The 12,836-nt window shown below is 62.9% G+C and carries 13 protein-coding genes; 5 read left to right on the plus strand and 8 right to left on the minus strand.

Features of this window, described 5'->3' with window-relative positions; all coding sequences use genetic code 11:
- Positions 1-3: 3 nt before the first annotated feature.
- The 4 genes from dnaN to BBF93_RS01775 all read right to left on the minus strand — a co-directional run bounded on the left by dnaN (position 4) and on the right by BBF93_RS01775 (position 4,481).
- Complete coding sequence (gene dnaN, locus BBF93_RS01760) at positions 4-1,125, minus strand: DNA polymerase III subunit beta (RefSeq protein ID WP_035594033.1); 1,122 nt, start codon at positions 1,123-1,125, stop codon at positions 4-6.
- 186 nt (positions 1,126-1,311) lie between these two features.
- Positions 1,312-2,751 (minus strand): chromosomal replication initiator protein DnaA, encoded by a 1,440-nt coding sequence (gene dnaA / locus BBF93_RS01765; protein ID WP_035594034.1) that lies wholly within the window; start codon positions 2,749-2,751, stop codon positions 1,312-1,314.
- 567 nt (positions 2,752-3,318) lie between these two features.
- Positions 3,319-3,582 (minus strand): 30S ribosomal protein S20, encoded by a 264-nt coding sequence (rpsT, locus tag BBF93_RS01770; RefSeq protein ID WP_035594036.1) that lies wholly within the window; start codon positions 3,580-3,582, stop codon positions 3,319-3,321.
- A gap of 116 nt (positions 3,583-3,698) precedes the next feature.
- Positions 3,699-4,481 carry an enoyl-CoA hydratase-related protein gene (locus BBF93_RS01775; protein WP_035594038.1) on the minus strand — a complete coding sequence of 261 codons (783 nt, stop codon included), beginning with the start codon at positions 4,479-4,481 and terminating at the stop codon, positions 3,699-3,701.
- 249 nt (positions 4,482-4,730) lie between these two features.
- Between BBF93_RS01775 and BBF93_RS01780 the strand changes: the two genes are divergently transcribed.
- Together BBF93_RS01780 and BBF93_RS01785 are read left to right on the plus strand one after the other, a co-directional pair.
- Positions 4,731-6,095 carry an AarF/ABC1/UbiB kinase family protein gene (locus BBF93_RS01780; RefSeq protein ID WP_035594258.1) on the plus strand — a complete coding sequence of 455 codons (1,365 nt, stop codon included), beginning with the start codon at positions 4,731-4,733 and terminating at the stop codon, positions 6,093-6,095.
- Positions 6,092-6,739 (plus strand): phosphatase PAP2 family protein, encoded by a 648-nt coding sequence (locus BBF93_RS01785; protein WP_035594040.1) that lies wholly within the window; start codon positions 6,092-6,094, stop codon positions 6,737-6,739. Before BBF93_RS01780 ends, BBF93_RS01785 begins: the two co-directional genes overlap by 4 nt.
- 12 nt (positions 6,740-6,751) lie before the next feature.
- On the opposite strand, the gene BBF93_RS01790 is transcribed toward BBF93_RS01785, so the two are convergent.
- Entirely contained in the window at positions 6,752-8,026 is a 1,275-nt protein-coding gene (locus tag BBF93_RS01790; RefSeq protein WP_035594042.1) for a cytochrome P450, read from the minus strand.
- Positions 8,027-8,125: 99 nt separating this feature from the next.
- On the opposite strand from BBF93_RS01790, the gene BBF93_RS01795 reads away from it, so the two are divergent.
- Together BBF93_RS01795 and BBF93_RS01800 are read left to right on the plus strand one after the other, a co-directional pair.
- On the plus strand, positions 8,126-8,779 hold the full coding sequence (locus tag BBF93_RS01795; RefSeq protein WP_084324107.1) for a TetR/AcrR family transcriptional regulator: 654 nt from the start codon (positions 8,126-8,128) through the stop codon (positions 8,777-8,779).
- Positions 8,776-8,952: a rubredoxin gene (locus tag BBF93_RS01800; RefSeq protein ID WP_035594044.1), complete on the plus strand. Its 177-nt coding sequence runs from the start codon at positions 8,776-8,778 to the stop codon at positions 8,950-8,952. The genes BBF93_RS01795 and BBF93_RS01800 overlap by 4 nt, the downstream gene beginning before the upstream one ends.
- Here BBF93_RS01800 and BBF93_RS01805 read toward each other — a convergent pair.
- Positions 8,949-9,725 (minus strand): hypothetical protein, encoded by a 777-nt coding sequence (locus tag BBF93_RS01805; RefSeq protein ID WP_114104790.1) that lies wholly within the window; start codon positions 9,723-9,725, stop codon positions 8,949-8,951. The genes BBF93_RS01800 and BBF93_RS01805 overlap by 4 nt on opposite strands.
- 82 nt (positions 9,726-9,807) lie before the next feature.
- On the opposite strand from BBF93_RS01805, the gene BBF93_RS01810 reads away from it, so the two are divergent.
- Positions 9,808-10,278, plus strand: coding sequence for a PaaI family thioesterase (locus BBF93_RS01810; protein ID WP_035594048.1), 471 nt, complete (start codon positions 9,808-9,810; stop codon positions 10,276-10,278).
- 16 nt (positions 10,279-10,294) lie between these two features.
- Here BBF93_RS01810 and BBF93_RS01815 read toward each other — a convergent pair whose 3' ends face one another.
- Both BBF93_RS01815 and chrA read right to left on the minus strand, forming a co-directional pair.
- A complete protein-coding gene (locus BBF93_RS01815; RefSeq protein ID WP_035594050.1) occupies positions 10,295-11,347 on the minus strand; it encodes a TerC family protein in 1,053 nt (350 codons plus the stop codon).
- A gap of 163 nt (positions 11,348-11,510) precedes the next feature.
- Positions 11,511-12,812 carry a chromate efflux transporter gene (gene chrA / locus BBF93_RS01820; RefSeq protein WP_233349236.1) on the minus strand — a complete coding sequence of 434 codons (1,302 nt, stop codon included), beginning with the start codon at positions 12,810-12,812 and terminating at the stop codon, positions 11,511-11,513.
- Positions 12,813-12,836 lie beyond the last annotated feature (24 nt).

Consider the following 12,836-nt stretch of genomic DNA (forward strand, 5'->3'; position numbering starts at 1 on the left):
ACCCTACACCCGCAGCGGCATCACCACATAGCGTGCAGATCCGTCTGACGGGTCGAGCACAAGCGCGGGCGAGGCCGGGTCGTTGAACATGAACTCCACATCGGGCGATTCAATCTGGCTGGCGATGTCGAGCAGGTATTTGGCGTTGAAGCCGATTTCCATCGGATCGGCTTCATACTCGGCCTCGATTTCCTCATTGCCCGCGCCGGTTTCGGCGTGGTTCACCGCCAACGTCAGGCGGCCATTGGCAACAGACAGCTTCACCGAGCGCGACCGCTCTGCCGAGACGGTGGAGACGCGGTCCACGGCGGCCTCGAAGGATTTGTTGTCGACGGTCATCTTCTTGTCATTGCCTTTCGGGATGACGCGGGCGTAATCGGGGAAGGAGCCGTCGATCAGTTTCGAGGTCAGCACAGCGCGGCCAGCGCGCAGGATGATCTTGGTGTCGGAGACTTCGATCTCGACATCCTCGTCGAGCCCATCGACCAGGCGGCGGGCTTCGCCGACCGTCTTGCGGGGCACGATCACGCCGGTGAGTTTTTCGGCGCCATTGGGGGCTTTCAGTTCAGCCAGTGCCAGACGGTGGCCATCGGTGGCTACTGTGCGCAGTACGGCGCTGCCATCATCGGATTTGGCGGCGTGCAGGTAGATGCCGTTGAGATAATAGCGCGTCTCCTCGGTGGAGATGGCGAAACGGGTCTTGTCGATCAGGCGCGCAAACTCCTTGGCGGGGAGCTTGAAGCTGACGGCGCCTTCATCCGGCGTCATCGTCTGGAAATCGGAGGCGGGCAGGGTGGGCAGCTCGAACCGCGAGCGGCCGGCGGCGATCGTCAGGCGCTGGGATTCCGGGTTGAGCTCCAGTTCGACCTCGGCGCCCGAGGGCAGCTTGCGGACAACGTCAAACAGCGTACCGGCCGGGGCGGTGATGGCGCCGGGCTTGGAGACTTTCGCATCGGCAGAGTCGACCGCTTCGATGTCGAGGTCGGTCGCGGTGAGCTTCAGCGCGCCTTGCGAGGCTTCGAGCAGGACGTTGGAGAGGATCGGAATCGTCGTCCGGCGCTCGACAATGTTCTGGACATGGCTGAGGGCGTCCAGAAGGTCTCCGCGTTCGATCGTCAGTTTCATCGTGTCATCCGTCCATCAGGGAGCCGGCCAGGGCTCCGTTTCCTAGTCTTGCGCCGGGTTTTCATTAAGCTCTGTTCCGCCGGGGCCGGCAAGAATCAGCCCGCTCCGGGCAGGAGCGGGCTGCAGAGCCTTAACGAACTTCCGGAAAAAGCCAAGCGCTGGCGCTGAACGGGCGCGGAAAAGGGGTCAGTTTTGACCGCTTTCCATCAGCTCGTGGATCACCGCCTGTACCTTGGCGATATCGGAGGCAAGCTCCTGATCTTTTCCGAGATCCCCCTCCATGCGCCGGAACGCATAGAGAACAGTTGTGTGGTCGCGTTTGCCGAAGGCGCGGCCGATCTGGGGGAAGGATTTCCGGGTCAGGGTGCGGCAGAGATACATCGCGATCTGACGCGGATAGACGAAACCGCGCATCTTGCTGGGGCCTTCAAGGTCCGACTTCGCAATCGGGAAGACTTTCAGCGTCGCGCGCTTGATCACGTCGATCGAAGGCTCGCGCTGCTCGCCCGCATGACGGCGGATGATCTTCTCGAGCATCTCCATCGTCGGGGCGCGCTCGCCAAAGCCGGCCTCGGTGTAGAGGCTCCACACGGCGCCGGTCAGCTCGCGGCCGGGGCCGCGGATGCCGTTATTGAGGCGCTGCATCATCTCTTCGGTCAGCACGAAAGCCGGATGGTTCTCGGCGATGTGACCGGCGAGGCGCACGAGGATTTCGCGGCGCATGTCTGCGTCGGGCAGGGCGACCTCAACGGCGGTAGCGCCCTTGATTTCGCTGCGCATCCGCTGGCCGAAGCCGTTGGCTTCGCCCGGCGCGGAGTCGCCCACCAGAACAACCTGGCCACCATTGGAGGTGACTTCGCGGATGTTCTGATAGAGCTCGGCCTCGGTGCCCGGCTTGCCGGCGATCCGGTGCAGGTCGTCGATCAGCAGGATCGAGGCGGCCCGCAGGCGTTTCTTCAGGTCGCTCGTGTCACGGGCTTTGACGCCGTCGAGATAGGCCGACATGAATTCCTCAGCCGTCAGATAGACAATCCGGCGCCCGGTATCCCGGCGGGCCGTTTCCTGGCGGAGGGCCTGCATCAGGTGGGTCTTGCCGGTGCCCGGAGGGCCATAGATCAGCGTGGTGGCGGTGCCGGCCGGAAGGCCAGCCGCGATGCGCTTTGCCAGCGTCACGGCAATCTCGTTCGACGGGCCGGTGACCAGCGTATCGAAGGTCATGGCCGGGCCAGCTCCAGACGATGTGGCAGGCGCTTCCGGCTCAACCGGCGCGGCCGGTGCCTCAATTGCCCAGGGGTCGTCGACCAGATCGCGCAGATCCGCCGGAGCATTCCGCCAACAGATCAATTTGAACGTGCGCTCTGCCGGGTCAGCGGCGGCCCACAGTTTCTCGATCACGCGCAGATACTGGCTGGTTACCCGATCAAAGGCCAGCGGATCCCGCGCAGCCACGATCATTTCGCCTTCATGATCTGCGACGAGGCGCAGATCTTCAATCCAGCGGTCAAATTCAGATTCCGCGATCTTGTCCCGCAGGACATCGCGAACGCCGTTCCAGATCCTTTGACCTGTCGCTTCAAAAGCATCGTTGTTATCGACCGCCTCTGATCCAAAAGGCGAGACAGTCATTCCGTTTCGGTCCATCACCGAGCCCCGTTTCTAATTATCTTCGCTCATCCCAGCGAGCACACGACACTACCCGGCAGGCCCCCGCCTGAAACACAAAAAACTCTGTACCGGGACTAAATTCGCTGGTATGGAGAAATTATTCCCGGGGGATTTTTCTGGCAAGTACTAACTTTTTTTGACAGCCGCATTTCGCGTGTTGACACCCCGGTCTCCGAAAAAAAATCAGCAGAGATTCATGCAACTGACGTCTCAAAAAAAGTTTGAAGTGATCGCCCGCTTACTTTTGTTCGCTTCTGTTCTGTCAATACGGAAAGCATTCTCAGGCCTGTGGAATACAGTTTTTTTGACCTTGCCTTTGCTGGGGTGCAACATCGCCGTGCAGCAAGGTTGATCCCATAGAAAAAGTGCCCCGATCCATCGCGATGGGGCGTTCAAGGGCCTGCCGGAGAACCATCTCCCGCGCCTGCCATTCGGAGGGGGTAGAAAAGGAAAACCCGCCGGGCGCTTACCTGGCGGGCCATCTTTTCAGCTACCGTTCAAAGGCTGGTAGCGAGCCTGCGCGCTGCCTCAGGCCATTGCCTTGACGCGGGCCGAAAGGCGCGAAACCTTGCGGGAAGCCGTGTTCTTGTGGGTCACGCCTTTGGTCACAGAGCGCATGATTTCCGGCTGGGCAGCTTTCAGGGCTTCCTGAGCGGCCGACTTGTCGCCGGATGCGATCGCTTCTTCGACCTTGCGAACATAGGTGCGCACGCGAGAGCGGCGAGCTTTGTTGACCTCGGTGCGCGCTTCGATCTTGCGCACCATTTTCTTGGCTGAGCGGGTATTCGCCATAACAAACTCCTGGCGCCCGGCGGGAACTCCCTCGGGCAGAAGGCGCGGAGATACATAAACGGCCCTGTGGCGTCAACCGCCATCGTGACGGAAAAGCAGCCTTTTCGCCGCTGCCCTCAGCGGTCCCGGAAATGCGCGGACCGCTTCTCCACATAGGCTTTCATGCCTTCTTTCTGGTCATCGGTGGCAAAAAGCGACTGGAAGAGGCGGCGTTCGAACTGGATTCCCTGCGATAGCGGGGTTTCGAAGGCCGCATTGATGGCTTCCTTGGTCATCATGGCGGCAGCCCGGGGCATGGCGGCGATGGTGGTGGCCAGGGTCCGGGCTTCTTCCATCAGTTCATCGGCGGGCACGATCCGGGCGACAAGGCCGCAGCGTTCTGCCTCGTCGGCCTCCATCATCCGCCCGGTCAGGCAGAGTTCCATGGCCTTCGACTTGCCGATGGCGCGGGTGAGGCGCTGGGTGGCCCCGGCGCCGGGCATCACGCCGAGGCGGATTTCCGGCTGGCCGAAACGGGCATTGTCGGCGGCCAGGATGATGTCGCACATCATGGCGAGCTCGCAGCCCCCGCCGATGGCATAGCCCCCGACCGCCGCGATGATCGGCTTGCGGGCCCGGGCGGCGCGTTCCCAGTTCCGGGTGATGAAATCCTCATAATAGGACTGGGGGAAGGTCTTGCCCTGGATTTCCTTGACATCGGCGCCGCCGGAGAAGGCCCGTTTGGAGCCGGTAAGGATCACGCAGAGGATGGTGTCGTCCGCCTCGAACCGGTCCAGCGCCTGGGTGAGTTCCGACATCATCTCCTCGCTGAGGGCGTTCAGGCTCTCGGCGCGGTTCATCTGGATAACGGCGTACCCGTCTTCTGTGTTCACTTCGGTGATGAGGGTCTTGTAGGCCATGATGGGTCCTTGAGGGGAGGGCGGCGTCTGGGCTGCCGGTGTTGTCTTTGGGATGCAGGCGCTGCGGGGTCGCGTCGTTCTGGGTTCAGGTCTCAGGAGGGCTGATCAGGAAAACGGGCGTGGATGGTGCAGGGCGGGGCCTCAGTAATTGTGGCGATCTGGAGGCGGCGTATACGCCTACATGAACAGTTTGTCACCCCGGTCACCTGCCGCCTGTCCATCCCGGGACAGGGCTTCTATATCTTGGGCATGAGCCCGCCCCCTTCCGACACCTCCGATCCTGAACGCAACCGCCTGTCCGGCCGCATCGCCCGCACCGCGAAGGTGGGGGCCAACCTGTCTGGCGCAGGGCTGACCTTTGCGGCCCAGTCGCTGTTTGGCGGGGACAAGGGCGATGAGCGGGTGGCCAGGGCGATGGCGGCGGCGCTGGGCAAGTCCAAGGGGCCGCTGATGAAGGTGGCGCAGATGGTGTCCACCGTACCGGACCTCTTGCCGCCGGAATACGCCGCCGAATTTGCCAAGCTGCAGGCCGAGGCCCCGGCCATGGGCTGGCCCTTCGTGAAGCGGCGGATGCGGGCCGAGCTGGGCGCGGACTGGGAGGGCAAGTTTGCGGCATTTGGCAAGGAGGCGAGCCATGCCGCCTCGCTGGGGCAGGTGCACGAAGCCACCCTGCATGATGGCCGCAGGGCTGCCTGCAAGCTGCAATATCCGGACATGGCGAGCGCGGTGGAGTCCGATATCGGACAACTCCGGACACTTCTGGGCCTCTTCAAGCGCATGGACGGCTCGATTGATGCCGACGAGATGGTCGAGGAGATCACCGACCGGCTGCGCGAGGAACTCGATTACGCCCGTGAGGCCAAACACATGGCCCTCTACCGGGACATGCTGGCCGACAAGGCGTTCATCACCTGCCCGAAGCCGGTGACGGAGCTGTCGACGGCCCGGCTCATCACCATGACCTGGCTGGAGGGCGAGCGGCTCGACGCCTTTCAGACCGCGCCGCAGGAAGTGCGCAACCAGATCGCCGAGATGCTGTTCTGGACCTGGTGGGCGCCGATGAACTCCTACGCCGTGATCCATGGCGATCCGCATCTTGGCAATTATCAGGTGACCGGCGGCGGGGAGGGGATCAACCTGCTCGACTTTGGCTGTGTGCGCATCTTCCCGCCGGCCTTTGTGGCGGGCGTCGTCGATCTCTACCGGGCGATGCTGCATGATGATTTCGATGCCGCTTATGCCGCCTATGAGGCCTGGGGGTTCCAGAACCTGTCGCGGGAGCTGGTGGAGGTGCTGAACGTCTGGGCGCGCTTCATCTATGGGCCGATCATCGATGACCGGGTGCGCACGGTGGCCGATGGGGTTTCGGCGGGCGAGTATGGCCGCAAGGAAGCGTTCCGGGTGCGCCAGCTGCTGAAGGAAAAGGGACCGGTGAAGATCCCCCGCGAGTTTGTGTTCATGGACCGCGCTGCCATTGGCCTTGGCGCCGCCTATCTGCGGCTGGGGGCGGAGCTGAACTTCCACCAGCTGTTTGAGGAGAGCCTTGAGGGCTTCTCGGTGGAGACGGTGGCGGCACGGCAGGCAGAAGCGCTTGGCCGGGCGGGGTTGGCATGACGCGCGCAGATCGCTGGCCCCTCGCGCTGATTGCCCTTGGCGTGCTGGGGTTTGCAAGTCTTGCCGGGCTGGTGTCTGCCGGCGCCGCGCATGGCTTCGATCATGGAGTGCTGAGCTGGTTCCGGGTGCCCGGTGACCTCTCCCAGCCGGTGTTCAGCGCCTGGCTGACGCACCCGATGGCGGACATCACAGCGCTTGGCGGGTACACGGCCCTCACTCTGCTGACCCTCGGAGCGGCGCTTTATTACGCCTTGCTGAGAAACTACGTCACGGCGATCATTTTATCATTGGCCATCGGGTCGAGCGGCCTGCTGACCCACCTGCTGAAACAGGGGATCGACAGGCTGCGCCCCGACCTTGTGGATCATCTGACCCATACGGCGCATTCGAGTTTTCCCAGCGGCCACGCCCTGCAGGCAACGGTTGCCTTTCTGATCATCGGCGCATTGCTGGCCAGCGGGCAGCCGGCCCGGCCCATCAGGACGCTGATCTTTGCCGGCGCGATCCTGCTGACCTTTCTTGTCGGGATCAGCAGGATCTATCTTGGCGTTCACTGGCCAACCGATGTGCTGGCAGGCTGGTGCCTGGGCACCGCCTGGGCAGCCTTGTGGTGGCTGGTGCTGCGCCGCGTGGCTGCGCGCTGACCGCCCGGCTTCTCAGTTCATCTTGAAGCGGATCGGCACGGTTTTCGGGCCGCTGACGAAGTTTGCCTGCGTGCGTGAAGGCTTCCCGGCCAGTTCCACCGATTTGAGGCGCGGCAGGAGTTCTTCCCACAGGACGCGCATTTCCATCCGGGCAAGGTGCTGGCCCAGGCACACATGCGCGCCATAGCCGAAGGCGACATGCTTGTTGGGCGAGCGGTCGACCTTGAAGCTGTAAGGGTCTTCGAACACGGCTTCGTCCCGGTTGCCGGAAGGATAGGCCAGGAACAGCCAGTCATTCCTGGCGATCTTCCGCCCGGCGATTTCGGTGTCGTCAGTGGCGGTGCGCATGAAGTGTTTCACCGGCGTTTCCCAGCGGATGGATTCCTCCACCATGGACGGGATCAGCGAGAGATCGTCTTTCACCTTGCGGAACTGGTCGGGATTTTCGGCCAGCGCCCACATGGCCCCGGCGGTGGTGTTGGAGGTGGTGTCGTGGCCGGCGGTGGCGGCGATGATGTAATAGCTCATGGCTTCGAGATGGCCGAGCGGCTGGCCATAGACGGCGCCATTGGCGATCACGCTGGCAAGGTCTTCGCGCGGGTTCTGGCGGCGGTCTTCGGTCATGGCGTTGAAATAGGTCATGAAGTCGAAGATCGTTTCATTGATCATCTTCAGCGTGTCTTCGGTGCCGCCGACTTCCTTGCCGGCCCGGTTCACGTCCGGGTCCTGGGTGCCGAAGAGTTCCTGCGTCAGCTTCAGCATGCGCGGCTCGTCAATCGGCGGCACGCCCAGAACTTCCATGACGACATGCAGCGGATAGAGGAAGGCGACATCGCGGGCGAAGTCGCATTCGGTGCCTTTTTCCGCCATCTGGTCGATGAAGCCGCGCGCAATCTCGCGCACCCGGTCTTCCAGCTTGCGCAGGTTCTGCGGCATGAACCAGGCCTGCGTCAGGCGGCGGTACTGCATGTGGTCCGGGTTATCCATCTGCACCAGCGAGCGCAGGATGTTCGGCTTGCCGCCCATCATCTCGCGTACGCGCTTGTCGCTTTCGATGGTGGTCAGCGTGGCCGAGCGGTCTTCATTGTGGAACAGATCGTTCTGTCTTTCGATGTTGAGAATGTCGGCATGACGGGTCACGACCCAGAAGGGGTCAAAGCCTTCCAACTCAGCCACATCCAGCGGCGCGTTGGCGCGCAGCCAGCGGAAGGCCTCATCGACGCGCTTGCCATCAGCATAGGCTTTGGGGTCAACAACATCACGGGCAATGTGTTCAGGTATGGTCATGCTTTTAGTCCTCCCACTTCCGGGTTTTGCGATTACCGGGGTCCAGATTGCTCTACATCAAACTTGCTATACAGCCAACAAGTATGTTACGGGGTGCGTATGTCTGACACAGGCACGAGATCATCTGCAGCGGCGGGCCGGCTGACTCAGGCCGAAAGGCGTGACCGGTCGGAGCGTGAGTTGCTCAGCGCGGCCATCCGGGTTGTGGGCGAGCAGGGCGTGTCTGCCGCAACCTTTGACGCGATCGGCAAGGAGGCGGGCTTCTCCCGGGGGCTGGTCACGCAGCGGTTCGGGTCCAAGGAAGGGCTGATCCGGGCCGTGATCGCCCGCCTGCATGAGGGGCAGGGGGAATACCTCGATGCGGCGAGGGTTTCGGATATGGACGGGCTGAGCGCGCTATGCGCCTTCGTCGACCTCCATTGCCTGGCCATGCGGGAATCCGAAGAGGCAGACACCTATTTCATGCTGCTGGCCGCCGCGGTGGCTGACCGGCTGGAAACGCGCGAAGCGTTTCGCGACTCCCACGAGATCGAGCGGGCGCTGATCCGCGGCTTCATCGAGCGCGGCACGGCCAATGGCCATATCAGCGCAGATATAGACGCAGATGCCGAAGCGCTGCTGGTGGGCTGCTCGCTTCTGGGAATGCGCATCCAGGCGCTGGTCGATCCCGCTTTCGACCCGGTTCCGGTACATGGCGCGCTGATCACATCAATCAAGGCCCGGCTGCGCAGGCCGGACGGGGAGGACACATGAGCGACGGGTTCAAGACATGGCAGTGCCGCACCTGCGGCTACATCTATGACGAGAAGGAGGGCGACCCGAATGAGGGCCTCGCCCCCGGAACGCGCTGGAGCGATATTCCGGCCGACTGGATCTGCCCGCTCTGTGGCACGCCGAAATCCGATTTCGACATGGTCGAGATCTAGGGCGCCACTCTCTGACAGGCTCCGCTGGCCGTCTCGCAATCCATCCGGTCGAGGCTGACAAGATCGCCGAACGGGTTGATTGAGGCGGGGTCATCTGCCTTCAGCGTCACGGCATAGGCCGGACCCATATTCTGCGCGCTGCGGAAGAAGGAGAGCGCGGTGCCTGCGCAAAGCCGGCGCGTCTCGCCTGGCTGCAGCGCGGCTGACTTCAGAGCCGGGGCGGTGGCGATCCACTGACCCTTGGCATCATGCAGGGTGAGGTAATAGCGCAGCTTGCGATTGGCGGTGTTGGTCACCTCACTGCAGGCTTCCAGATGCGGCGTGCCGCCATGGCCGGTCACGCGCTGGGTGATCTCGCCAAGCTGTCCTTCGGTACGGCCGCCCGGATAGAGCAGGGCGCCGAAGCGGGAATTGACCGCCTTGTAATAGGTGGCTGCTGCTACCCGGCAAGTTGCGTTCTGCGCGCCCGCTTTGCTGAGAGGGTATTCCGCATCGCAGGCAGTCTGCATGTCGGTGAGGAAGTCTGCGTCGCAGCGGCCCTGATCCAGCGCGCCGGAGCGGTAGCAGGCGTCGTGAAACTTGCAGGCCTCCAGGAACGGGCCATCGGGCACGATCTTGTCGAGCAGCTTGCGCCCGCCGCAGGCGTCCAGCGGTTCCTGCGCCGCAAGGATCGATGCGCTGGCGAGCATGTCATCCCGTGCTCTCGGCTCTGCCGTCACCGGCTGAGCAACAAGGCCAAGGAATACGAGAACGAAAGCCACCACGCGCGTCATGGGAAAAATCGTTTGCGGAACGTTGCGGCAATTTGAAGGCAGGTCTTGCAGGGAAGGCGCGGCCGGGTTTAGGAGCCTGCCCATGACCGACGATTTCAACCGCTATCAGACCACAGAGCTCCCGCCCGGCTATACCCAGCTGGCCTGGCATCGCGGCTTTGGCCGCCAGATTGGCCCGCTGTTCGAGAAGCGCGAAGACGGCACGCTGATGCGCGCCTTCCGGGTGGAGGAATACCACACCAACGGCATGATGAACGCCCATGGCGGGATGCTGATGACCTTCGCCGATATGGCCTGGGGCGCCGCCGTGGAAAAGGATGACGATACCTGGTGGGTGACCGTCCGCCTGATGTGCGACTTCGTCTCCGGCGCGCCGCTGGGCAGCTTTGTCGAGGGCAAGGGCGTGATCGTCGGCCGGCAGGATGATGTGTTCACGGTTGAAGGCCGCATCTGGACGGGCGACAAGCTGCTGATGCGGGGCACCGGCATCTTCAAGGTGATCCCGCGCCGGGAAGAGGGAAAACCCTTCGTCAGGACCACTGCGGGCGCCTGACGAAGGGCGTTCATTGTCAGCTGCCTGCGTGAGGCTTATCGGCGCTCGTCTTCCACAGCGAGAAGAGGATCGCCCCGCCCAGCAGCGCGATGGTCAGCATCAGCGACCAGTGCGGCTCAAGGTAAGGCACGATGTGGAGTTCCTTGTAGAGCAGGAAGTTCCAGAAGATCTTGATGCCGATCAGCACCAGTACGGCGGCAAGGCCGTATTTGAGGTATTTGAACCGCTCCACGGCTGCTGACAGCATGAAATACATCGAACGCAGGCCGAGGATGGCGAAGATGTTGGATGTGTAAACGATGAACGGATCGCGGGTGACGGCAAAGATGGCCGGCACCGAGTCCACTGCAAAGATGATGTCGACCGTCTCGACCATGAACAGCGCCAGCAGCAGCGGCGTGGCATAGCGGGTCATCTTGCCGGTGTCGGGGTCGATCTTCCTGATGAAGAAGTTGTGGTTGGTGATCTCGTCGGTCACCCGCAGGCGTTTCTTCAGGAAACGGAAGATCGGGTTCTTCTCCAGATTGAGCTCTTCCTCTTCGGGGCCTTCGCCGGGGATCAGCATCTTGCCGCCCGTGTAGAGCAGGAAGGCGGCGAAGATAAACAATACCCAGGTGAACTCGTTGACCACCGCCGCGCCCAGCGAGATGAAAATCCCCCGGAACACGATGGCGCCCAGGATGCCCCAGAACAGCACCCGGTGCTGATATTCCCGGGGCACGGCAAAGAAGGTGAACACCATGCCGATGACGAAGATGTTGTCGAAGGCAAGCGCGGTCTCAAGCAGATAGCCGGTGGCGAACTGGACCGCAGCCTGCTGGTTGAGGTTTTCCGGGCTGTTGTAGAATTGTGGGTCCGGCTCGTAGCCGAAATAGATGTAGAAGCCGAAGGCCACGGCGAGCGAAGCAAAGCAGGACCACATGATGGCGCTTTTCTTCGGGGAGATGACCTCGTCTTTCTTGTTCAGCAGGCCAAGATCGACCCAGAGCAGAAAACAGATGAGGGAGAGAAAAGCGGTCCACAGCCATAAGGGCTGCGCCGCATATTCCACGGTCAGGAAATCTGGCATGATTGGGGTGCCGTCAAAGCAGTGCGCCGCGTCCGCGCGTGTTGCTTCAAGGTTCCGACATCGCGCTTGCCGCCGCAAACACCAGAGGGGCCCGGACCCGGTTGACGCCGCGCAGGGTAGATCAAGCACCAGCGCCGTCAAGCCTCGCCGCGCCGCTGTCAGTCTACATCCAAAGGCTGAGCAACCCTGCCAGCGCGCAGCCCAGGACGACCAGAACGATGTTCACCTTGTAGCGGATCAGGGCAATTGCAGCGCCGGCCGCAATAACCATGGCCAGCAGATCCGGCTGCGTAAGGTCTGGCAGGGAGAGGTGGCTACCCCAGGGCAGGGGCGTGTTGATCGCGCCCCGGAACAACACCGCCATCCCGAACACGGCTGCCACCTTGGCTATGATCCCGAACACAGCGGCAGTAATCGCCTGCAATATGCCGGCCGCCGCCCGGCTGCGCCGCAACCCTTCCGAAAAGGGGGCGCCGGCAAAGATCCACACGAAGGAGGGGGCAAAGGTGCACCAGCTGGCCATCAGCGCTGCGGCGGCGGCCAACCACAGCCCGCCGCCTTCCGTCTGCCAACCGGCCATGAAGCCGACGAACTGGTTGACCAGCACCAGCGGTCCTGGTGTCGTTTCGGCAAGGCCGAGGCCATCGATCATCTGCGGCGCCGTGAGCCAGCCTTCAGCTTCCACCGCCTGCTGCTGCAGATAGGCCAGAACGGTATAAGCCCCGCCAAAGGTCAGCACCGCCAGCTTGGAAAAGAAGACGCCGACCTTGGTAAGCACATGATCCGGCCCGAGCATCACCATGGCGGCGATCAGCGGGGCAAACCAGAGCGCCCCCCAACTGGCCGCAGCCTTCAATGCTCTTGCGGCGCTGGCCTTTTCCGCAGGGATGGGGAGCGCTGCTGTGGCAGGCCTTGGCTGCGAGAGGCTGCGTATGAGGCCAATCGCTGCCGCCAAGCCGATCACCAGCGGGAAGGGCATCTGGAACAGGAAGAGGCCGAGGAAAGCCGCCGCAGCCAGGGCAATATCCTGGGGGCCTTTGAGCGCCCGGCGGCCGACCTTGACCAGCGCTTCCAGAATAAAGCCGATCACCGCCGCCTTCACGCCGTAGAAAAGGGCGGCCACCACGGGCAGCGTGCCCCAGGCGGCATAAAGCCAGGTCAGCACGAACACGACCAGGGCGCCGGGCAGCACGAACAGCAGTCCGGCAATCACCCCGCCGGTCACGCCGCGCAGGCGCCATCCGGCATAGGTGGCCAGCTGCTGCGCCTCTGGGCCGGGCAGCAACATGCAGTAGTTAAGCGCGTGCAGGTATTCGGCCTCACCGATCCACCGCTTCTCCTCCACGAAGACGCGGTGCATCAGGGCGATCTGCCCCGCCGGGCCGCCAAAGCCGAGACAGCCGACGCGAAAGCTGGCCGAGGCGAGCTCCTTCAGGCTGGGCGAGGGGGCAGCGGCTTCCGTCACGGGTGTGTGGTTTCGCAGAAGCTG

Source organism: Hyphomonas sp. CACIAM 19H1 (assembly GCF_003325995.1).
GTDB classification, from domain to species: Bacteria; Pseudomonadota; Alphaproteobacteria; order Caulobacterales; family Hyphomonadaceae; genus Hyphomonas; species Hyphomonas polymorpha.